Below are 20,824 nucleotides of genomic sequence, written 5' to 3' on the forward strand. Positions count from 1 at the left end.
GGTAAAAACCTAAATAACGTTGTTCATGGTGGCTACGACGGGATTCGAACCTGTGACCCCATCATTATGAGTGATGTGCTCTAACCAGCTGAGCTACGTAGCCATCTTTTGGAGCGAGACAATATAAACCTTCACGCTCTCAGTGACAACCCCTTTTATAAAGGAATCTCACTTGAATAATGGCAGGTCTACCTGGATTCGAACCAGGGAATGGCGGCATCAAAAGCCGCTGCCTTACCGCTTGGCGATAGACCTGCAGGCAATAGTCACAATGACTATTCAAAATATGGTGCGGAAGGAGAGACTTGAACTCTCACACCTTGCGGCGCCAGAACCTAAATCTGGTGCGTCTACCAATTCCGCCACTTCCGCATCTATTCCTAATTGCTCTGATAAAAAGAACACTTAGGAATGGTGGCTACGACGGGATTCGAACCTGTGACCCCATCATTATGAGTGATGTGCTCTAACCAGCTGAGCTACGTAGCCAAAACCATATTTTTTGCTCTCAACGCTTTGTTGTCTTGTCGTTGGGAACGGCGCGCATTATGCGAAGTTGAGTGAGATCCGTCAACAGTTTTTTTTAATAAATTTCGGAAAAAACCTCGTTCGCTTCCTTTTTAAACAAAGAGGCGTGTTTATGATCTAAAACTGGAAATAAATTAGCTCGCAGTTAGGTAATTTATTTTTGCTCATTTACTTAAGGTATTAAAAAAGCCAGCTTAGCAGCTGGCTTTTAGTGTAAATGAAGTGTTTAAAATTCATTCATTTAATTAAACATTGAAGCGGAAGTGTACAACATCACCATCTTTTACGATGTAGTCTTTACCTTCTAGACGCCATTTACCTGCGTCTTTTGCGCCATTTTCACCATTGAATTGGATGAAATCGTCGTAACCGACTACTTCTGCACGAATAAAGCCTTTCTCGAAGTCAGTGTGGATCTTACCTGCAGCCTGAGGCGCAGTTGCACCAACAGGGATTGTCCACGCACGTACTTCTTTAACACCTGCCGTGAAGTAGGTGTGAAGAGTCAGTAGCTCGTAACCAGAGCGAATTACACGGTTCAGCCCCGGTTCTTCGATCCCCATATCCGCTAGGAATTCTTCGCGATCTTCATCTTCTAGTTCAGATAGTTCAGATTCGATAGCTGCACATACAGGTACAACGACGTTGTTTTCTTTTTCTGCGAACTCGCGAACCGCATCTAGATATGGGTTATTTTCGAAACCATCTTCGTTTACGTTTGCAATGTACATAGTTGGCTTCAGTGTAAGGAAGTTTAGGTAGCCGATTGCTGCTAACTCTTCTTTAGATAGCTCAACTGTGCGTGCCATGCCGCCTTCAGTTAGTACTGGTAACAGTTTTTCTAGTACTGTTAGTTCAAATTTTGCGTCTTTATCGCCGCCTTTTGCCTTCTTCGCGTTACGTTGAATCGCGCGCTCACAAGAATCAAGGTCAGCCATTGCAAGTTCAAGGTTGATCACTTCGATATCTTCGATAGGTGAAACTTTACCTGAAACATGAACAATGTTTTCGTTTTCAAAACAACGTACAACGTGGCCAATCGCGTCTGTTTCACGGATGTTAGCTAGGAATTTGTTACCTAAACCTTCACCACGTGATGCACCAGCAACAAGACCAGCGATGTCCACGAACTCCATCGTCGTTGGAAGAACTCTCTGTGGGTTAACGATCTTAGCTAGTGCGTCTAGACGTAGATCTGGCACAGGAACCACACCAGTGTTTGGTTCAATGGTACAGAACGGGAAGTTTGCTGCTTCGATACCCGCTTTAGTTAGTGCGTTGAACAGAGTTGATTTACCTACGTTAGGTAGACCAACGATGCCACATTTAAAACCCATGATAGTAACCTTATTCAGCTTTGAACGTGTGGAGGCGATTTTGTGCTTTAGATAGGCCATCCTTAATCAGGATATCTAGACAACGAACAGCCTCATCAGCTGCTGCATCTAAAAGCTCTTGCTCTTTAGCTGGCGCTTTACCTAATACAAAACCCGCCACTTTATCTTTGTGTCCCGGATGACCAATGCCAATGCGAAGACGATAAAAATCTTTGTTATTGCCCAGTTTGCTAATGGTGTCACGCAGACCGTTGTGTCCACCGTGACCCCCACCTTTTTTAAACTTAGCGACACCTGGCGGTAAGTCTAGCTCGTCATGAGCGACCATGATCTCTTCAGGTTTAATTTGATAAAATTTCGCAAGCGCTGCGATCGATTTACCTGATAGATTCATGAAGGTGGTTGGGATAAGCAAACGGAGATCCTGGCCATTGACCATAATGCGTCCTGTTAGACCAAAAAACTTTGGTTCGTTCTTCAGTGTAACGTTGTGAACGCGTGCTAATTCTTCTACAACCCAAGCGCCCGCATTGTGACGAGTTCTGGCGTATTCTGGTCCTGGATTAGCAAGACCAACAAGAAGTTTGATTTGTTGACTCAAGGTTAGGATCTCTCTGGAATCTCAAAAAGCGCAGTATGATAGCACAGAATTCTCGCAGTGGGCGACCAAGGGATTTTCTGGTTATCAGTACAAATAAAAAAACACCCCAAAGAGGGGTGCTTTTGAAATCAGTGTAACTGAAATGTTCGGATTAGTTGAACATTGCAGAGATTGACTCTTCGTTACTGATACGACGAATCGCTTCAGCTAGCATGCGAGATAGGCTTAGTGTTGTCACTTTGCCTGTTGCAGCCATCTCTTTAGATAGAGAGATAGAGTCAGTTACGATAACTTGGTCAAGAACTGAGTTCTTGATGTTGTCCGCAGCGTTGCCTGAGAATACAGCGTGAGTAGCGTAAGCGAATACACGCTTAGCACCGCGCTCTTTTAGTGCTTCAGCTGCTTTACATAGTGTGCCACCTGTGTCGATCATGTCATCAACGATCACACAGTCACGACCTTCAACATCACCGATTAGGTTCATTACTTCAGAAACGTTTGCACGTGGACGACGCTTATCTACGATTGCGATGTCGATGTCGCCTAGTGCTTTTGCTGTTGCGCGAGCACGAACAACGCCACCTAGGTCAGGAGATACCACAACAGGGTTATCTAGACCGCGAGCCTGCATATCTTCAAGTAGCACTGGCGTGCCGAAGATGTTGTCTACAGGTACATCGAAGAAGCCTTGAATTTGCTCTGCGTGTAGGTCGATAGTTAGAACGCGGTCAACACCAACGTTAGATAGGAAATCAGCAACAACTTTTGCAGTAATTGGCACACGCGCAGAACGTACACGACGGTCTTGGCGAGCGTAGCCGAAGTAAGGGATAACTGCAGTGATACGGCCTGCTGAAGCACGGCGCATTGCATCAATCATAACAACCAATTCCATTAGGTTGTCGTTAGTCGGTGCACAAGTGGATTGAATGATGAAAACATCGCTACCACGAACATTCTCATTGATTTGAACTGCAACTTCGCCATCAGAAAAGCGAGAAACAGATGCATCACCAAGAGAGATGTAAAGACGATCAGCAATACGTTGGGCTAGTTCAGGTGTTGCGTTACCAGCAAATAGCTTCATATCAGGCACGGTGGAAACCTCGGGTTTGCGTCCAGTTTAAATAGGTCGGTGTGAGGCTGATTGGTATTCAGCCAAAGTCTCTTTTAATGGCGAAATATTGCGCCCTTGAGCGACAAATGCCGAGACTTTATCAGAGAGTTGTGCAAGGATAGTTTCTGCTTCAGATTTGCTCGAAAATTCAGCAAAAACGCAAGATCCTGTCCCCGTCAATCTTGACGGCGCGTATTGTAGCAGCCAAGAAAGTTGCTTATCAACCTCTGGGTAGAGCATTCGTACAATTTTTTCGCAATCGTTTACGCTTGGCGTATTTAAAAGTGTTTCTAGATCTCGTTTTGGGGTGTTTCGCGTTAGATCTGGATGACAAAAAACGTCGACGGTTGCGATAGAAACATTCGGTCTGACGACTAAATACCACTTTTCTTCTGGATAAGCGGGGGAGAGTTTCTCGCCAACACCTTCAGCGAAAGCTGCAAATCCGCGCACAAATACGGGCACGTCTGCGCCCAACTTTAAACCAATTTCAGCCAGTTCATCGTCAGTTAGATTCAGTTGCCACAAGTAGTTCAGTGCCACTAGTGCTGTAGCTGCATTCGATGAGCCCCCACCAATGCCCCCACCCATAGGCAGCACTTTCTGTAGCTCAATATGCGCGCCAAAAGGGCAGTTTGAGTAAGCTTGAAGCGCGGTTGCTGCTTTCCATATTAGGTTGTCTTTTAGCGGAACGCCTTCGATTTCAGGGGAAATGGTGATCTCGCCAGACTCGTTGGCTTTTATGGTCAGTTCATCGCCGTGATCGACGAATTGGAATAAGGTTTGTAACTCGTGGTAGCCATTTTCTGTGCGACCGTTGATGTATAGAAAGAGATTCAATTTCGCTGGCGATGGCCAGCGGGTTGAAAGTTCGATCATTGGGTGATGTTCCATTTTGTGATCACTAGATTTATTTTTACGTCAGTAGTGGTGAGTTTCAGCTTATTTGGCAGTGGTAGAGACTGCTCATGCCATTGAACGTCGCCATACCGTTGATAAGCAATACTCCAATCATTTAAACCAATTTGTTTGTTTAACGCTTGCAGTGTATTGGTTGAGGACAATTGGAATTTGTCGGCATCGGTCGGTAGGCCTAATAGCCAGTCAGGCATGTGTTCAACGGGCATCATTAACCCCGTAAGACGGTAAATTAACTGGTTTGCACTGCGAGAGGAAAGGACCTGGTCGTCGTAAGTTTCTACTGTGGCACCTTGTGGTGTGATGGTGAGCTTTAATGCCGTTTGACCAAGAATCGTTGTTAAACGTAGTTGACTGAGTGCTGAAGAATGTTTCCAGTAGAAATTTAAATTTTGTCTTTGGTCTGGGCCAATATAACCAAGTTTTCCTGTTGCTTGAAAATCTTGGATGGTCTCGAGTCGTTGCTCATGAGCTTGCCACTCAACGCTGGTAACACTTTCAGGAACGGAGGAACAACCAGCGAGCAGTAAGCTCGACAAGAAAAAAAGAATAAAGGAGCGTAACGTCATGTTTGATGGCTTATTAATCAGTTTCGTCGGGAATCGCTCACAACTATAGCATTGAAAAGTCGCAGTTAGGAAAACAAATCCGGCTTACCCTTTCAATAAATGCGTGCTTACAGTAAAATTCTGGACCTATTTTATAACCTATCCCAGAGATACCACGTTAGATGTCCTTGCTTGCTATTGGAATCAATCACAATACAGCGTCTGTCGACTTGCGAGAGAAGGTGGCGTTTGGTCCGGATAAACTCGGCCCTGCACTCGAGCAACTTAGAGAGCACGAAGCGGTTAACGGCAGTGTGATTGTTTCAACCTGTAACCGAACTGAGTTGTACTGCGATGTTAAGCAAGGAGCGCGAAATAAGTTAATCGATTGGCTTGCTCAGTTTCATCAAGTGAGCCGCGAAGATTTAATGCCGAGTTTGTATGTTCATGAAGAACAAGCCGCAATTAAGCATTTGATGCGCGTATCGTGCGGCCTTGACTCTCTGGTGTTGGGTGAGCCTCAAATTTTGGGGCAGGTAAAGCAAGCATTTTCTGACTCGCGAGATCATCAAGCCATCGATGCTTCAATTGATAAACTGTTTCAAAAGACGTTCTCAGTCGCCAAGCGTGTGAGAACAGAAACAGATATCGGCGGTAATGCTGTGTCCGTGGCTTATGCCGCATGTACATTGGCAAAACATATTTTTGAGTCGTTATCTGATTCAACCGTGCTTTTGGTTGGTGCGGGAGAGACGATTGAACTGGTCGCAAAGCATTTAGCATCCAACGGCTGCACAAAAATGATTGTCGCGAACCGCACTAAAGAGCGTGCGCAAGGCTTAGCGGATCAATTTGGCGCAGAAGTGATCAGTTTGAACGAAATTCCTGAACATTTGGCGAAAGCGGATATCGTGATTAGCTCAACGGCGAGCCCATTGCCTATTATTGGCAAAGGTATGGTCGAAACGGCTCTGAAGCAGCGCCGACATCAACCTATTTTGTTAGTCGATATTGCGGTGCCGCGAGATGTAGAGTCGGAAGTCGGTGAACTGAACGACGCATATTTGTATTCGGTTGATGACTTGCAATCTATCATCGACAGCAACATTGAGCAGCGTAAAGTCGAAGCGATTCAAGCCGAAGCGATTGTTAGTGAAGAAAGCGCTGCGTTTATGACATGGTTGCGTTCACTGCAAGCCGTCGATAGTATTCGCGACTATCGCAAATCAGCCAACGAAATTCGTGAAGAGTTACTGAGCAAAAGTTTGCAATCTTTAGCGGCAGGCGCAGATCCGGAGAAAGTGCTGCGCGAGCTGAGTAATAAACTCACCAACAAACTGATTCACGCTCCAACTCGCGCATTGCAAAGTGCAGCAGAGCAAGGCGAACCAGCAAAATTAACGATTATCCGCCAAACACTTGGCTTGGATGATCTATAACTCACGCTTTTTATTAAGAAAACGACACTATGAAAGCCTCTATTCTGACTAAGCTAGAAACGCTAGTAGAACGTTACGAAGAAGTTCAACATCTTCTTGGTGATCCTGATGTTATTGGAGATCAGGACAAATTCCGTGCTCTATCAAGAGAGTACTCTCAGCTAGAAGAAGTAACTAAGTGCTTCCAAGCTTATCAACAAGCGCAAGAAGATCTTGTCGCCGCTGAAGAGATGGCAAACGAAGACGACGAAGAAATGCGTGAAATGGCGCAAGAAGAAATCAAAGAAGCGAAAGCGACTATTGAGCGTCTTACTGATGAGCTACAGATTCTTCTTCTGCCAAAAGATCCGAACGATGATCGTAACTGTTTCCTAGAAATTCGCGCAGGTGCGGGTGGCGACGAAGCGGGTATTTTCGCGGGTGACTTATTCCGTATGTACAGCAAGTACGCAGAAAAGCGTGGCTGGCGCATCGAAGTGATGTCTTCAAACGAAGCTGAACACGGTGGTTACAAAGAGATGATCGCAAAAGTGAGCGGCGACGGTGCGTACGGCGTACTGAAGTTTGAGTCTGGCGGTCACCGTGTACAGCGTGTTCCAGCAACAGAGTCTCAAGGTCGTGTACATACTTCTGCATGTACCGTAGCGGTGATGGCAGAAATCCCAGAAGCGGATCTGCCAGAAATCAAAGCGGCAGACCTGAAAATCGATACGTTCCGTGCATCTGGCGCGGGTGGTCAGCACGTTAACACCACGGATTCTGCAATCCGTATTACCCACTTACCAACGGGTACGGTAGTAGAGTGTCAGGACGAGCGTTCACAGCACAAGAACAAAGCGAAAGCGATGGCGGTTCTTGCTGCTCGTATCGTTCAAGCGGAAGAAGAGCGTCGTGCTGCAGAAGTGTCTGATACACGTCGTAACCTTCTAGGTTCTGGTGACCGTAGTGACCGTATTCGTACCTACAACTACCCACAAGGTCGTGTGTCTGATCACCGCATCAACCTAACCATCTACCGTTTGAACGAAGTGATGGAAGGTGACCTGCAGAGCTTGATTGATCCTGTGATTCAAGAGCACCAAGCAGACCAACTTGCGGCGCTCGCAGAGAACGGCTAATCGATGAGCCAAGTTCAATCAATTGAGCAAGCACTGAAAAGTGCGACGGCGAAACTGGCAGAAGGCGGCAAAGAGTCGCCTTCTCTCGATGCAGCTGTACTCCTCTGCCATGTCCTTGGCAAACCACGAACTTATCTACTGACCTGGCCAGAAAAAGCATTAGAAGCAGAGCAACAAGCAAAATTCGACGCTCTACTTGAACGACGTTTAGCTGGTGAACCCGTCGCTTATATTATTGGTGAGCGAGAGTTTTGGTCTCTACCGTTCAAAGTTTCTCCCTCTACCTTGATCCCAAGACCGGATACAGAACGTTTGGTCGAAGTTGCACTCGATAAGACCTATGAGCAAACAGGACCTATTTTAGATCTTGGAACGGGGACGGGGGCAATTGCTATCGCACTCGCATCTGAAATGCCAACACGTCAAGTGATGGGCGTAGATCTCAAGCAAGAAGCGAAAGCACTTGCAGAGTACAATGCTGAGCAGCTAAACATCAAAAATGTGACCTTTGCTCAAGGCAGTTGGTTCGAGCCTATTGCAGAGGGTACGAAGTTTGCTTTAATTGTCTCCAATCCGCCGTATATTGATGAAAAAGATCCACATTTATCCCAAGGTGATGTGCGCTTTGAGCCAAAATCAGCATTAGTTGCTAAGGAGAATGGTTTAGCCGATATCCGCCATATCTCGGATCTTGCTCGTCAGTATCTTGAAGTGGGCGGTTGGCTGGCATTCGAACATGGTTATGATCAGGGTGATGCCGTACGTGAGATAATGCGTGGTTTTGGTTACCAACAAGTTGCCACGGAAAAAGATTACGGCGGTAACGATCGAGTAACGCTCGGTTGTTTTGCCTGTTAATCACGGAAGTCAGCAAACACTAACTAAAAAGAGAAGAAAAATGTACGTAGCTCTAAAACACATACACTTAGTGACGATTGCGCTCAGCGCGACACTATTATCGATCCGATTCGTGTTAATGATGATGAACTCACCGAAGCGAAACAATCGCTTTTTGAAAGTGTTTCCCCACATCGTTGATACTGCATTGCTAGTGTCAGGTATCGCGCTTATTTTCATTACTGGTTTCATCCCGTTTACTGATGCCGCACCGTGGTTAACAAACAAAATCACCTGCGTACTAGCGTACATTGCACTCGGTTTCTTCTCGTTGAAGCTTGCGAAAAACAACCTACTGAAGATATTTGGCTTTTTCGGCGCATTAGGTTGGTTGGTCATGGCTGCGAATATTGCTGTGTCTAAGAGCCCTACGTTATTTGGATAAGACGTCATGTTAGAGTTTTTTGACGAAGATTTTGACAATATACCGTTGGTGGAAGGTGCGCTTGAGCTAAACAAAGCGATTAACCCAGAAACCAAAGTACATTGGGCGAAACAAGAGTTAGAGCGTCTTTACAAAGATGCAGAAGCCACGCTTGTTCATGAAACCGATGAAGAGCAACGATTTGATGCATTCCTACGACTGTTTTTCCATGAGTGGGGATTCAAAGGCGACGAGCAGGAATACTTTATTTCGGACAACAGCTTTATCGATAAAGTGTTGGAGCGCCGAAAAGGTATCCCGGTTAGTTTAGGTTCGATTTTATTATATCTAGGTAAAAAGCTGGGTTTCCCGTTGAAGGGAGTCACTTTTCCTACTCAGTTCCTGCTAAAAGTCGATTGGATGCATAAAAAGCCAGACTACATTAACCCATTTAATGGTGAGTATGTAGGTGAAAGGATTCTTCAAGCTTGGCTTATTGGCCAAGAAGGACCGCTAGCTCAGCTAAAGCCAGAACACTTTGAAGAAGCTGACAATCCAACCATTATTGGTCGCTGGTTAGCGTTGATCAAAAGCGCGATGTTACGTGAAGAGCACTACACGCTGGCGTTGCGTTGTACGAACCTTGCGTTAACCTTTGTGCCAGATGACCCATACGAGATTCGTGACCGTGGTTTTATTTTCCAACAGCTAGAGTGCCCTCAAGTGGCGGTGTCAGATTTTCAGTACTTTATTGACCAATGCCCTGACGATCCGGCTTCTGAGCTACTAAAATCACAAGTTAATGTGATGAGTGAAACGCACGTCACACTTCACTAATTTTATCGATGTGCCGAACTGTGGCGTATCGTGGACAGAAAAAGAGAATCAAAATGGAACAGAAAATCGTTAATATCGGCGACATTCAGGTTGCTAACGACAAGCCATTCACCCTATTTGCAGGTATGAACGTTCTTGAGTCTCGTGATCTTGCGATGCAGATCTGTGAGCACTACGTAAAAGTAACGGAAAAACTTGGCATTCCTTACGTATTTAAGGCGTCGTTTGACAAAGCAAACCGCAGTTCTGTTCATTCATACCGTGGTCCAGGCCTTGAAGAAGGTATGAAAATCTTCCAAGAGCTAAAAGACACATTTGGTGTGAAGATCATCACTGACGTTCACACTGAAGCGCAAGCTCAACCTGTCGCTGACGTGGTAGACGTTATTCAGCTTCCTGCATTCCTAGCTCGTCAAACTGACCTTGTTGAAGCAATGGCAAAAACAGGTGCGGTTATCAACGTGAAGAAACCTCAATTTATGAGCCCAGGTCAAGTGGGTAACATCGTTGAGAAGTTCGCGGAATGCGGTAACGACAAGATCATCCTATGTGAGCGCGGCTCTTGCCACGGCTACGATAACCTAGTCGTAGACATGCTTGGCTTTGGTGTGATGAAAAATGCATCGAAAGGCAGCCCAATCATCTTTGACGTAACGCACTCACTACAGATGCGTGATCCGTCAGGTGCGGCATCTGGCGGTCGTCGTGAGCAGACAGTTGAACTTGCGAAAGCGGGTCTAGCAACAGGCATCGCAGGTCTATTTATCGAGGCGCATCCAAACCCAGACCAAGCACGCTGTGATGGCCCATCTGCACTGCCGCTAGACAAGTTAGAACCCTTCCTAGCGCAAATGAAATCTCTTGATGATCTGATCAAGAGCTTTGCAGATATCGATATCAAGTAAACGCCAGATGACTGGTGATCAAATGCAATAGCCAACCTCGTGTTGGCTATTTTTTTATCAGATGGCGCATCATTCTCAGCTTCTTGCTGCAAAGGCTCTAGGCCGCTGGGAATGTGCATCAGTGACTCCCAATAAGAAAAAAGGTAAATAAATGAAGCAGCGTCTGATTATTAAAACTGCGTTGAGTGCCGCTATTTTGGCCTCGTTAGCTGGGTGTGCTACGCAACCTGCACCAGAATGGAATGCAGATACAACCTATAAATTGACCGTGCTACACACTAACGATCATCACGGTCGTTTTTGGCAAAATCGATACGGCGAGTACGGTATGGCGGCACGTAAAACGTTAATAGATGATTTGCGTGAAGAAATACAAGCAGAGGGGGGCAGTGTGTTACTGCTTTCTGGTGGTGACATCAACACTGGAGTACCTGAGTCTGATTTACAAGATGCCGAGCCAGATTTTAAAGGCATGAGCAAAATTGGTTACGATGCGATGGCGCTAGGTAATCATGAGTTTGATAATCCATTGGATGTGCTTTTCAAGCAGCAAGAGTGGGCAAGTTTTCCGATGTTGTCTGCCAATATTTACGATAAAAATACTGGCAAGCGCCTATTCCAACCGTACGCGATGTTTAACAAACAGGGTATTAAGATTGCAGTAATTGGTCTTACAACCGAAGATACAGCGAAACTTGGCAACCCTGAATTCATTGAACAAATTGACTTCCGTGACCCAAAAGAAGAAGCCAAGAATCTAATTGCTGAGCTGAAAGAAACGGAGTACCCAGACCTTATTTTTGCTGTCACACATATGGGACACTATGAGAATGGCAATAGAGGCATCAATGCACCTGGTGATGTAGCGTTAGCTCGTTATTTGAATGAAGGTGATCTGGATATGATTGTTGGTGGTCACTCACAAGAGCCGGTTTGTATGGAAGGTCCAAATGTCATCAAAAAGAGCTTTAAACCGGGTGATGAATGTCAGCCTGATCAACAAAATGGTGCTTATATTGTTCAGGCACATGAGTGGGGGAAATATGTGGGACGCGCCGATTACGAGTTTCGTAATGGTGAACTCTCGATGGTGAGCTACGATCTGATCCCAGTAAACTTGAAAAAGAAAATTAAAGTTGATGGCCAGTCCCAACGAGTTTTGATCCAAGAAGAGATTGAACAAGACGAAGCGATGCTTGAGTTTCTTCGTCCTTATCAAGAAAAAGGTCAGGGCAAGCTAAACGTGAAGATTGCAGAATCTAACGGTAAGCTTGAGGGTGACCGCAGTGTGGTTCGTTACCAGCAAACAAACTTAGGTCGATTAATTGCAACGGCTCATATGGAACGGGCAAAAGCAGATTTTGCCGTAATGAATTCTGGCGGCGTTCGCGATTCGATTGCAGCAGGTGACATTACCTACAAAGATGTGCTGACTGTTCAGCCATTCGGCAATATGGTCTCTTACGTTGATATGACGGGCAAAGAAGTATTGGATTACCTAAATGTTGTTGCAACTAAGCCTGTCGACTCTGGAGCTTACGCGCAGTTTGCGGGTATTGCGATGAGTATCAATAATGGTGAGGTAACCAATGTGTTCATTGGTAATAAGCAACTTCGCTTAGATGATAATTACCGCTTTACCGTACCAAGCTATAATGCTGCTGGTGGTGATGGTTACCCTAAAATCGACGATCATCCAGGGTATGTAAATACAGGTTTTACCGATGCTGAGGTTTTGAAGGATTATTTAGAAACACACAGCCCTATTGATGTTAATGAGTATGCCCCTTCAGGTGAAATCACGTATTTAGTTGATACGGCGATTGATCAGTAACCCAACAGAGAAAAAGCGATTGACTCAAACTCGCTGATATCATTAACTAAAAGCGCAGATCCAATTCAATCTGCGCTTTTTGTTTTTATGAGGAGAATCTTGATGACTCCGGCCATTAATCTTGCGAAAAAGAAAAAAATTCCACACACGATTCATCAGTATGAGCACGACCCTAGAGCCGATAGTTATGGCTTGGAGGCTGCTGAAGTACTGGGGCAGGATCCGAAAACAGTATTTAAAACCTTGCTGTTCTGCTTGAACGGCGAGCCAAAGAACCTTGCGGTTGCGATTATCCCTGTTGAGCAAAAGCTGAACCTAAAACTGGCAGCGAAAGCAGCGAAGGGCAAAAAGGCCGATATGGCTGATCCGGAAATCGCGCAAAAGACCACAGGTTATGTTGTTGGTGGGATTAGCCCACTGGGGCAGAAGAAAGCCTTACCTACTTTTTTGCACGAAAGCGCAGCAGAGCAAGACACCATCTGTGTGAGTGCAGGTAAACGTGGTTTAGAAATCGAGTTAGCCCCGAAAGATTTGCTTGGATTAACTCGTGGTCAGTTTGCACCTCTTTGTTTGTAAACTCATGACAAATAAAAAGGACGCTCATGAGTGTCCTTTTTTGATCTTGCCTGTCAGAGAAGCGTTACTTACTTCTTCAGACTCAATGTACCACCGGTGCGTTTAGCTGGTTTGCTTGGCTTCGCGGCATTTGGGTTCATGTAATGCTGCTTAGGCTTACTCGGTGATTGAGGCTTGTTTGCTGAGTGCGTATTGCTCGATGCATCTGGTTTACGGTGTGATTTTCCATGCTCGCCTTGCGGTCTGCTACGTTCACCTTGTGGTTTCGCTTTGTAATGTTCTTTAGCTGGACGTCCGCCTTCATCGTCACGCTGACGACGCTTTTGTTGACCTTTTTTCGAGTTTGGAGCATGACGAAAATCGTCTGCGTTATTTCCGCGGTAGGTACGTGGCTTTTGATTTCGTCGAGATACCGAGTCTTGGTTTTCTTCACGGCTGTCATATAACTTCGCGTCGGTCGCTTTACGAATATTGCGGCCTTTTGAGTCAACACGAGATGCCTCTTCTGTACCCACCGAACCATCGCACATAGCAAGAATCTCAGCGACTTCATCGTCAGTTAAGTAACGCCATTTTCCGTTCGGAATACCGTCAAGAGAGATATTCATGATTCGAACACGACGAAGCTTAAAGACTTCGTAACCTAGTGCTTCACACATACGACGGATTTGGCGGTTAAGTCCTTGAGTGAGCACAATACGGAAAGAGAACTTAGTCTCTTTCGTTACCTTACAAGGTAGAGTGACGGTATCGAGAATTTTAACGCCGCTCGACATCTGTTTGAGAAACTCACCTGTAATCGGTTTGTCCACGCGCACAACGTACTCTTTTTCGTGGCTGTTGCCAGCACGGAGGATTTTGTTGACGATATCGCCATCGTTGGTCAAAAAAATCAGACCATCAGAGGGTTTATCCAAGCGGCCGATCGGAAAGATACGTTTTTTGTGACCGATAAAATCAACGATGTTCCCGGGTACATCTCGTTCTGTTGTACAGGTGATGCCTGTTGGTTTATTGAGAGCGATATAAATCGGCTTCTCTTTTGCTGCAACAGGCTTACCGTCCACACAAACATCATCACCAGGTAGTACTTTTGTTCCCATTTCAGGCTTGTTTCCATTAATGGTGACACGACCTTGTTCAATCAGTCTGTCTGCCTCACGGCGTGAACAAAAGCCAGTTTCACTGATGAATTTATTTAATCGTTTAGCGTTGTCTTGTGACATTTTTGTCTCCTAACGTTTCACAACGGCGAATGAAGTTTCCTTCCCGTGAGAGAGAAGGAAGAATAAGGACGGGCATTCTAGCATTAGGGTGAAATTTAGCCCAACCGTTTTTGGTGACGTTCGCGAGTTTCTAATTTCTTTTCCGCACTTTTTCTAAGTAGAACGTAAACGGCTCCGGTTCCACCGTGAAAGCGTTGCGCACTATGCACGCACTGAACTTCCCTGATTTGTTGTAGCCAGCTGCTAACAAAGCTTTTCATTAGTGCTGGTGGATTTGAGCGTTCTCCTCGGCCGTGGACAATAACGACCGTTCGTATGTCCATTGATAGGCACTGTTTTAAAAACTTTACGACTTCATCACGAGCTTCTTTCAATGTTTTACGATGCAGATCTAGGCGTGCTTGGATTGGATATTTGCCAAGACGAAGCTTGCGGTAAACCCCGTCTTGTACGCCATCACGTTTAAACTCAACAAAGTCCTCTGGTTTCAGCATTTCTGCGTGATCAAGTGACAGGTATTCTGGGTCATCTTCTGTTAGCCAGATTGCCGCTTCTCTCTTGGCGAGCTGCGCTTCGGTTACTTGGTGTACTTTTTTGTGTTCGGCGGTGTCTTGAGTGATCGGCTTTACATCGCCCATCATCTGTTGGAACAGATCAAAATCGTCATCGTGAGACATAGTAGTAATCTCATTAAGAACAGGGAGGAATAATAGGATTATATCAATGAGTGGTGCATTGAGATCAAATAAAAAACCGGAGTAGGCAAGTAACCGACTCCGGTGCAAAGCGTTTCTAGAGCTAAGCGAGATCTAGTGAGGAGATTTGTCGTTCATGATCTTGTATATGAAGAAACCGCCGTAAAATAACATCAGACCAATTGCCCCAAAGATTACTATCATTGACGATAGACCCACTGCATTACCAAATAGGAGATCAAGCCAAAAGTCCATACGTTTCCTCCAAGATGTTCCCGACAGGCATAAAACTAAATGGCAGTGCCTTGTTGCACACTGATCTGGATCAATTATGTTGCTAAGGTTAATAAACTGTATTTTTTTGTGAGTTATCAGTCACATTTTACGTGCTAGTGTTCAGTTATTCATCAAACGAATTAAGACCTAAGGTTTTTTTGTAAAAAGCACTTGCGTCACAGTTCAGAATCCGTAATATACGCATTCGTTGACGAGGACAAGTCCTCAGTTAAACATCTCGGTGAATAGCGCAGTTTGGTAGCGCATCTGGTTTGGGACCAGAGGGTCGGGGGTTCGAATCCCTCTTCACCGACCATATTGAGAAAAAGGCTCTACAGAAATGTAGAGCCTTTTTCGTATTTGGTGATATTTATTTGGATCCAGAGGGTCGGGGTCTGGAATGCCAGTCCAATCGAATCCCTACTTCACCGACCACTTTTAGAAAGCCTGCTCAATGAGCAGGCTTTCGTCGTTTTTAGCGCTAGTAATTTTAGACTTCAATAGTATCGAGCCAAATGGGTTCACCTGACGTTAGAATATGGCACTTCACCGACACGTATTGAGCGGAAGGCTCTACAGAGATGTAGGGCCTTTTCATTTTTTAGAGCGAGTAAATTTATTACTTGATGTCACACGAGATAGTGCTGATAGGGGTTTCAGAAGTTGTGAAGCAAACATAAGCGGTCTTTGGATGGTTTGGACCAACTTTGATGTAACCTGCTTTTAGTTCGTCTTCATCAAACGTGACAGAGTGAGATTTGCTCGAGCTTCCATCAAAGTAAACAGCTTCAAAGCCTTGATTCATCATATGTGCGACGCGATTTCGGGTATGGTTAGTGGAAAAAGTGATGTTCGCACAACGCATCATTGGTTTTTCGGTAATAAGAAACTGGCCACTCTCTTTATCTAATACCCCGCCTTTTGCTTCCGGGGTTATATCAATAGCTTGAAAATTTTCTACGTTACATGACGGTTTAGCATAAGCAAGCGATGAAGTGAGCATCATACTGCTCACGCATAGGAATAAAGCTTTAAATTTCATATGAGTTATTATGTATCCACATAGGTTAGAGTCGTTTTAGCAGAGGAGTAAACCATTGTCAGTGATCGTGTTAGCGTGATGCCTTGCTATTCATCATTGATGAGGCTGGCTGCCTTCAAATAAATTTCTAAATATGGCACCTAGCTTGACGGGTTTTACCGAGTGGTTTTATGTCAAAGCCCCTTTTTTTAAGCAGCTCAATCAGATTATCTTTACCAACTAAATGCAAACTGCCGACAACAACGGTATAGCGACCCGAACGTTGAGGTAGGACACTGCCAGTATCAAGCTTTTTTGCCCAATCTCGATTGCGCTCATATAAGAAAGCCTGATTAAAATCTTCTGTTGCTTGATCGGTTAATGATGCCTCGACCAACATACTACCATCACCGCTCTTCCAGCTTTCTATCAAACACTGAACCAATTCTTCCCCACCGTCATATTCTTCAATTGACGAGAGGAGCATCTCTTTACCGCCTTCTGATTGACCTGCTATTAAATCAATTTGGAATTGCACGGACTCCAGTGGAATGACCGGGATTTGTTTTTTATCAGCGAGTCCTATTAAGTGCATGTCGACCCCTTTATCAGAGACATACCCCAGTTTGTTGACTAAAGCGAGTTGGATGGTTAATGCAGCCGTCCATGGTGGAGAATTTAAAAGTTGAGTTTCTGGCAACCCTAAATCTTGTGCTATCTCGACTAAGTGGCGACGTTGAGCCTTGTCTAAAACATCTTTAGAAAGAATGGTTGTTTGTGGGTAAACCAAGCCTTCAGAGTTTCTGACATCAGCTTCGATAATCAATCCAGCGCTTTGGCTTAAGTGCTGAGTAATAGTTTTAGGGAGCGGGTACATCGTTTTATCGCCCACATGCACAGAGCCAATGATCATCAGCTCGGTTTCCCCTTTTTTTGCTAGCCAATGTTGCGGTTCTGCATAAGAGGAAAAGGGAGCAAAGGCAACAAGTAGGGATGATATGAGTGTCAAGAGACGAAACATAGAATGGTCCTCAGGTAAGTACCTTTAAACTTTATACGCAAAAATGCTTGAGGTTAAGTGCAATTTCTCTAGTGGGGATATTCGACAAAATCGTCATTTCTAAAAATATTGACGAGTTTTGACGATGAATAAATGAGAGTCACTTCACGAAAGATAAATAGGTCATTCGCTTACTAATGGTTCACAAAATAATTAGGCGTGATCCAAATCTTACAAAATCAGTCGTAACTCATGAATATTAGTGACCTAGATCGCAGCAAACTCGTCAAAACAAGTTGTTCGATTTTGACGTGGCTTGTAACTTCATGAAAGTTAAGTTTTTATGGTTTTTGCTGAGTATCATTTTTTGAACTAGATCACTTCCTATTTCTATTTATTTTACGCTTAGAAATAACTGGTTGTATGTTGAATGCAACTGTTAGGCCCCTCGCATTTGAGGAGCCGCGATTTTTATCATTGTCGTTTTGAACCACTGACTTTTTTGGGGAAGTAAGATGTTTAAACCTAGTCTGATTGCTGTTTCTGTTATCACCACATTAGCAGGTTGCTCTGCTCTGCAAAGCTCTGAGCAACAAGCTGTAAATTCACTGGCTAATAACCTTGATATTCAATACCAAGTGTTGACTAACCACGGTGCAAACGAAGGTCTTGCTTGTCAGGATTTAGGAGCTGAGTGGGCTTCTTGTAACAAGGTGAACATGACGCTAGTTAACCAAGGTGAAGCGGTTAACTCTAAAGATTGGGCTATCTACTTCCACAGCATTCGTCTGATTTTGGATGTAGATAATGATCAGTTCAAAATTTCTCGTGTAACGGGTGACCTACACAAACTGGAACCAACAGATAAGTTTGATGGCTTTGCGGCGGGCGAAGAAGTGGTACTTCCACTAATTGGCGAATACTGGCAGTTATTTGAAACCGACTTTATGCCAGGCGCTTTCGTGGCTGCACCAAACGCAGAACCTAAGATGATCGCTTCTCTTAACACAGAAGACGTTGCATCTTTCGTGACTGGCCTTGAAGGTAACAACCTAAAACGTACGCCAGATGACAACAACGTATTTGCAAACGCTGTGTCTCGTTTCGAGAAGAACGAAGACCTAGCAACACAAGACGTATCAACCACGTTACTACCAACGCCAATGTCTGTTGAAGCAGGCAAAGGTACAGTAGATATCGCGGCGGGTATTGCGCTGCCTAAAGACGCATTCGATGCGACTCAATACGCAGCAATTCAAGATCGTGCAGAAGTGGTAGGTGTGGACGTTCGTGGTGATCTTCCTGTAAGCATCACTGTTGTTCCTGCAGACTTCACCGGTGAACTGGCAAAATCTGGTGCTTACGAGATGAGCATCAAGGGCGATGGTATTGCGATTAAAGCGTTTGACCAAGCAGGTGCTTTCTACGCAGTACAATCTATCTTTGGCCTGGTAGATAGCCAAAATGCTGATTCTCTACCACAACTGTCTATTCAAGATGCACCTCGCTTTGATTACCGTGGTGTGATGGTAGATGTAGCTCGTAACTTCCACTCTAAAGACGCCATTCTTGCAACGCTAGACCAAATGGCAGCGTACAAGATGAACAAACTTCACCTTCACCTAACCGATGATGAAGGCTGGCGTTTGGAAATCCCAGGCCTACCTGAGTTGACAGAGGTTGGCGCTAATCGTTGTTTCGATACACAAGAGAAAAGCTGCGTACTGCCTCAGCTTGGTTCCGGTCCAACGACAGACAACTTTGGCTCTGGCTACTTCAGTAAAACAGACTACGTGGAAATCTTGAAATACGCGAAAGCGCGTAACATTGAAGTCATTCCCGAAATCGATATGCCAGCACACGCGCGTGCAGCGGTAGTATCAATGGAAGCACGTTACGACCGCCTGATGGAAGAAGGTAAGGAAGCTGAAGCGAACGAATACCGCCTGATGGATCCTCAAGATGCTTCTAATGTCACTACGGTTCAGTTCTACGATAAGCAAAGCTTTATCAACCCGTGTATGGAATCTTCCACTCGCTTTGTAGATAAAGTGATTTCAGAAGTGGCAGCAATGCACGCTGAAGCTGGGGCACCGCTAACGACATGGCACTTTGGTGGTGACGAGGCGAAGAACATCAAGCTAGGTGCTGGTTTCCAAGACGTTAACGCAGAAGACAAAGTAAGCTGGAAAGGCACGATTGACCTGTCGAAACAAGACAAGCCATTCGCGCAATCTCCACAGTGTCAGGCGTTAATCGCAGAAGGCACAGTGAGTGATTTTGCTCACCTACCGAGTCATTTTGCGCAAGAAGTATCAAAATTAGTTGCTGAGAAAGGCATTCCAAACTTCCAAGCATGGCAAGATGGTTTGAAATACAGCGAAGGTGAGAAAGCATTCGCAACAGAAAATACGCGTGTTAACTTCTGGGACGTTCTTTACTGGGGTGGTACATCATCAGTGTACGAGTGGTCTGAGAAAGGTTACGACGTGATCGTTTCTAACCCTGACTATGTGTACATGGACATGCCATACGAAGTTGATCCGAAAGAGCGTGGTTACTACTGGGCAACACGTGCAACCGATACGCGTAAGATGTTTGGCTTTGCACCAGAGAACATGCCTCAGAACGCAGAAACCTCTGTAGACCGCGATGGCAACGGCTTTACTGGTAAAGGTGAAATCGAAGCGAAACCTTTCTACGGTCTATCAGCACAGCTTTGGTCTGAGACAGTACGTAACGATGAGCAATACGAGTACATGGTATTCCCTCGCGTACTCGCAGCCGCTGAGCGTGCATGGCACCGCGCAGTTTGGGAGAACGACTACAAAGTCGGTGTTGAGTACTCGCAAAACTCTAACCTAGTTGATAAAGCATCGCTAAACCAAGACTACAACCGCTTTGCGAACGTGCTTGGCCAACGTGAACTGGCTAAGCTAGAAAAATCTGGTATCGACTACCGCCTTCCAATTCCTGGTGCGAAAGTAGAAAACGGCAAGCTAGCTATGAACGTTCAGTTCCCTGGCGTTGAACTGCAATACTCATTAGACGGTCAAAACTGGCTGACTTACGCAGACAATGCTCGTCCAAGTGTGAAAGGAGAAGTGTTTATCCGCTCTGTATCGGCGACAGGGGAAAGAGCAAGCCGCGTAACTAGCGTGAAATAACCTTAATCTTCTCAGCTAAATTTAAGCAAACCCTCAATGTCATGTTGAGGGTTTCTTTATTTTTATGGGAAATTAAGTGTGACCAATGTCTGATTATTTTTCATTGATAAATAAGTTTTAGCTTGTAATGGTCAGGGTTATTGTGAACTAGATCGACTTAATTTGCTAAATGTCAATAAATTACCTGTTTATGATCACACTTCTATTTTTTGAATCATTATAGAAAAATACGGTAAGTGCCTGTATTTGCCATACTTTTATCAGGGTTGTTGAGCGTCGGTTTGAACAAGATCACTTTTTAAAATGTTTTATTTTCCATCGCGAATTAATTGGAACAATATTGCGATCGCCAAGGAGGCACATTCCAAAGTTTGCGATAAAAGGGAAGAGAAGCCCTTTAAAACCGTCGCATAACGTGAA

At 44.9% G+C, this 20,824-nt stretch carries 19 protein-coding genes and 5 tRNA genes; 10 read left to right on the forward strand and 14 right to left on the reverse strand.

The window, feature by feature from the left end; genetic code table 11:
• Positions 1–26: 26 nt before the first annotated feature.
• From ACHFJ9_RS11765 to lolB, 9 genes are all read right to left on the reverse strand, one after another.
• Positions 27–103: transfer RNA gene (locus tag ACHFJ9_RS11765), tRNA-Met, on the reverse strand.
• Positions 104–180: 77 nt separating this feature from the next.
• Positions 181–255, reverse strand: a tRNA-Gln gene (locus ACHFJ9_RS11770).
• Between the two features lie 32 nt (positions 256–287).
• Positions 288–372: transfer RNA gene (locus tag ACHFJ9_RS11775), tRNA-Leu, on the reverse strand.
• A gap of 40 nt (positions 373–412) precedes the next feature.
• Positions 413–489: transfer RNA gene (locus ACHFJ9_RS11780), tRNA-Met, on the reverse strand.
• Positions 490–773: 284 nt separating this feature from the next.
• Entirely contained in the window at positions 774–1,865 is a 1,092-nt protein-coding gene (ychF, locus tag ACHFJ9_RS11785; RefSeq protein WP_005393178.1) for a redox-regulated ATPase YchF, read from the reverse strand.
• A 10-nt stretch (positions 1,866–1,875) separates the two neighbouring features.
• On the reverse strand, positions 1,876–2,466 hold the full coding sequence (pth, locus tag ACHFJ9_RS11790; protein ID WP_005384112.1) for an aminoacyl-tRNA hydrolase: 591 nt from the start codon (positions 2,464–2,466) through the stop codon (positions 1,876–1,878).
• A gap of 151 nt (positions 2,467–2,617) precedes the next feature.
• A complete protein-coding gene (locus tag ACHFJ9_RS11795) occupies positions 2,618–3,562 on the reverse strand; it encodes a ribose-phosphate pyrophosphokinase (RefSeq protein WP_005393176.1) in 945 nt (314 codons plus the stop codon).
• Between the two features lie 27 nt (positions 3,563–3,589).
• Entirely contained in the window at positions 3,590–4,462 is an 873-nt protein-coding gene (ispE, locus tag ACHFJ9_RS11800) for a 4-(cytidine 5'-diphospho)-2-C-methyl-D-erythritol kinase (protein ID WP_005393173.1), read from the reverse strand.
• Entirely contained in the window at positions 4,459–5,070 is a 612-nt protein-coding gene (gene lolB, locus ACHFJ9_RS11805) for a lipoprotein insertase outer membrane protein LolB (RefSeq protein ID WP_301576603.1), read from the reverse strand. The genes ispE and lolB overlap by 4 nt, the downstream gene beginning before the upstream one ends.
• Before the next feature lie 161 nt (positions 5,071–5,231).
• On the opposite strand from lolB, the gene hemA reads away from it, so the two are divergent.
• The 8 genes from hemA (at position 5,232) to ybaK (ending at position 13,019) form a co-directional block, all read left to right on the forward strand.
• On the forward strand, positions 5,232–6,488 hold the full coding sequence (gene hemA, locus ACHFJ9_RS11810) for a glutamyl-tRNA reductase (protein WP_395356901.1): 1,257 nt from the start codon (positions 5,232–5,234) through the stop codon (positions 6,486–6,488).
• A 29-nt stretch (positions 6,489–6,517) separates the two neighbouring features.
• Positions 6,518–7,606 (forward strand): peptide chain release factor 1, encoded by a 1,089-nt coding sequence (gene prfA, locus ACHFJ9_RS11815; RefSeq protein WP_006743330.1) that lies wholly within the window; start codon positions 6,518–6,520, stop codon positions 7,604–7,606.
• A 3-nt stretch (positions 7,607–7,609) separates the two neighbouring features.
• Entirely contained in the window at positions 7,610–8,464 is an 855-nt protein-coding gene (prmC, locus tag ACHFJ9_RS11820; RefSeq protein WP_046874291.1) for a peptide chain release factor N(5)-glutamine methyltransferase, read from the forward strand.
• A gap of 40 nt (positions 8,465–8,504) precedes the next feature.
• The gene (locus ACHFJ9_RS11825; RefSeq protein WP_005382225.1) at positions 8,505–8,888 is read left to right on the forward strand and encodes a SirB2 family protein; all 384 of its coding nucleotides are present in this window, start codon (positions 8,505–8,507) and stop codon (positions 8,886–8,888) included.
• Positions 8,889–8,894: 6 nt separating this feature from the next.
• Positions 8,895–9,704: a SirB1 family protein gene (locus ACHFJ9_RS11830; RefSeq protein ID WP_005384098.1), complete on the forward strand. Its 810-nt coding sequence runs from the start codon at positions 8,895–8,897 to the stop codon at positions 9,702–9,704.
• Between the two features lie 53 nt (positions 9,705–9,757).
• Positions 9,758–10,609, forward strand: coding sequence for a 3-deoxy-8-phosphooctulonate synthase (gene kdsA, locus ACHFJ9_RS11835; protein ID WP_005384095.1), 852 nt, complete (start codon positions 9,758–9,760; stop codon positions 10,607–10,609).
• A 151-nt stretch (positions 10,610–10,760) separates the two neighbouring features.
• Positions 10,761–12,443, forward strand: coding sequence for a bifunctional UDP-sugar hydrolase/5'-nucleotidase UshA (gene ushA, locus ACHFJ9_RS11840; RefSeq protein ID WP_395356905.1), 1,683 nt, complete (start codon positions 10,761–10,763; stop codon positions 12,441–12,443).
• 102 nt (positions 12,444–12,545) lie between these two features.
• Complete coding sequence (gene ybaK / locus ACHFJ9_RS11845) at positions 12,546–13,019, forward strand: Cys-tRNA(Pro) deacylase (RefSeq protein WP_395356907.1); 474 nt, start codon at positions 12,546–12,548, stop codon at positions 13,017–13,019.
• A gap of 68 nt (positions 13,020–13,087) precedes the next feature.
• Here the strand turns inward: ybaK and rluF are convergent, their stop codons facing one another.
• From rluF to ACHFJ9_RS11860, 3 genes are all read right to left on the reverse strand, one after another.
• Positions 13,088–14,245: a 23S rRNA pseudouridine(2604) synthase RluF gene (gene rluF, locus ACHFJ9_RS11850; protein ID WP_006743334.1), complete on the reverse strand. Its 1,158-nt coding sequence runs from the start codon at positions 14,243–14,245 to the stop codon at positions 13,088–13,090.
• A 95-nt stretch (positions 14,246–14,340) separates the two neighbouring features.
• Positions 14,341–14,922 (reverse strand): DNA endonuclease SmrA, encoded by a 582-nt coding sequence (gene smrA / locus ACHFJ9_RS11855; protein WP_005393162.1) that lies wholly within the window; start codon positions 14,920–14,922, stop codon positions 14,341–14,343.
• A 132-nt stretch (positions 14,923–15,054) separates the two neighbouring features.
• Positions 15,055–15,195: a DUF3149 domain-containing protein gene (locus ACHFJ9_RS11860; protein WP_005382236.1), complete on the reverse strand. Its 141-nt coding sequence runs from the start codon at positions 15,193–15,195 to the stop codon at positions 15,055–15,057.
• A gap of 260 nt (positions 15,196–15,455) precedes the next feature.
• Here ACHFJ9_RS11860 and ACHFJ9_RS11865 point away from each other — a divergent pair.
• Positions 15,456–15,532, forward strand: a tRNA-Pro gene (locus tag ACHFJ9_RS11865).
• Positions 15,533–15,835: 303 nt separating this feature from the next.
• On the opposite strand, the gene ACHFJ9_RS11870 is transcribed toward ACHFJ9_RS11865, so the two are convergent.
• Positions 15,836–16,258 carry a hypothetical protein gene (locus ACHFJ9_RS11870; RefSeq protein WP_048626110.1) on the reverse strand — a complete coding sequence of 141 codons (423 nt, stop codon included), beginning with the start codon at positions 16,256–16,258 and terminating at the stop codon, positions 15,836–15,838.
• A 127-nt stretch (positions 16,259–16,385) separates the two neighbouring features.
• Complete coding sequence (locus tag ACHFJ9_RS11875; RefSeq protein WP_006743037.1) at positions 16,386–17,258, reverse strand: TraB/GumN family protein; 873 nt, start codon at positions 17,256–17,258, stop codon at positions 16,386–16,388.
• Between the two features lie 494 nt (positions 17,259–17,752).
• On the opposite strand from ACHFJ9_RS11875, the gene ACHFJ9_RS11880 reads away from it, so the two are divergent.
• A complete protein-coding gene (locus ACHFJ9_RS11880; RefSeq protein ID WP_054868256.1) occupies positions 17,753–20,404 on the forward strand; it encodes a beta-N-acetylhexosaminidase in 2,652 nt (883 codons plus the stop codon).
• The last annotated feature ends 420 nt before the right edge of the window (positions 20,405–20,824 follow it).

Origin of the sequence: Vibrio sp. D3 (assembly GCF_043995865.1) — a bacterium.
Classification (GTDB): Bacteria; Pseudomonadota; Gammaproteobacteria; order Enterobacterales; family Vibrionaceae; genus Vibrio; species Vibrio diabolicus.

Excerpts from the sequence above, each read along its gene's own strand:
- ybaK (WP_395356907.1), top strand. The coding sequence starts at position 12,546 with ATGACTCCGGCCATTAATCTTGCGAAAAAGAAAAAAATTCCACACACG.
- prmC (WP_046874291.1), top strand. The coding sequence starts at position 7,610 with ATGAGCCAAGTTCAATCAATTGAGCAAGCACTGAAAAGTGCGACGGCG.
- smrA (WP_005393162.1), bottom strand. The coding sequence starts at position 14,922 with ATGTCTCACGATGACGATTTTGATCTGTTCCAACAGATGATGGGCGAT.
- prfA (WP_006743330.1), top strand. The coding sequence starts at position 6,518 with ATGAAAGCCTCTATTCTGACTAAGCTAGAAACGCTAGTAGAACGTTAC.
- ACHFJ9_RS11880 (WP_054868256.1), top strand. The coding sequence starts at position 17,753 with ATGTTTAAACCTAGTCTGATTGCTGTTTCTGTTATCACCACATTAGCA.
- ACHFJ9_RS11875 (WP_006743037.1), bottom strand. The coding sequence starts at position 17,258 with ATGTTTCGTCTCTTGACACTCATATCATCCCTACTTGTTGCCTTTGCT.
- ACHFJ9_RS11830 (WP_005384098.1), top strand. The coding sequence starts at position 8,895 with ATGTTAGAGTTTTTTGACGAAGATTTTGACAATATACCGTTGGTGGAA.
- ispE (WP_005393173.1), bottom strand. The coding sequence starts at position 4,462 with ATGATCGAACTTTCAACCCGCTGGCCATCGCCAGCGAAATTGAATCTC.
- ychF (WP_005393178.1), bottom strand. The coding sequence starts at position 1,865 with ATGGGTTTTAAATGTGGCATCGTTGGTCTACCTAACGTAGGTAAATCA.
- ACHFJ9_RS11860 (WP_005382236.1), bottom strand. The coding sequence starts at position 15,195 with ATGGACTTTTGGCTTGATCTCCTATTTGGTAATGCAGTGGGTCTATCG.
- lolB (WP_301576603.1), bottom strand. The coding sequence starts at position 5,070 with ATGACGTTACGCTCCTTTATTCTTTTTTTCTTGTCGAGCTTACTGCTC.
- ACHFJ9_RS11825 (WP_005382225.1), top strand. The coding sequence starts at position 8,505 with ATGTACGTAGCTCTAAAACACATACACTTAGTGACGATTGCGCTCAGC.
- ACHFJ9_RS11870 (WP_048626110.1), bottom strand. The coding sequence starts at position 16,258 with ATGAAATTTAAAGCTTTATTCCTATGCGTGAGCAGTATGATGCTCACT.
- kdsA (WP_005384095.1), top strand. The coding sequence starts at position 9,758 with ATGGAACAGAAAATCGTTAATATCGGCGACATTCAGGTTGCTAACGAC.
- ushA (WP_395356905.1), top strand. The coding sequence starts at position 10,761 with ATGAAGCAGCGTCTGATTATTAAAACTGCGTTGAGTGCCGCTATTTTG.
- rluF (WP_006743334.1), bottom strand. The coding sequence starts at position 14,245 with ATGTCACAAGACAACGCTAAACGATTAAATAAATTCATCAGTGAAACT.
- hemA (WP_395356901.1), top strand. The coding sequence starts at position 5,232 with ATGTCCTTGCTTGCTATTGGAATCAATCACAATACAGCGTCTGTCGAC.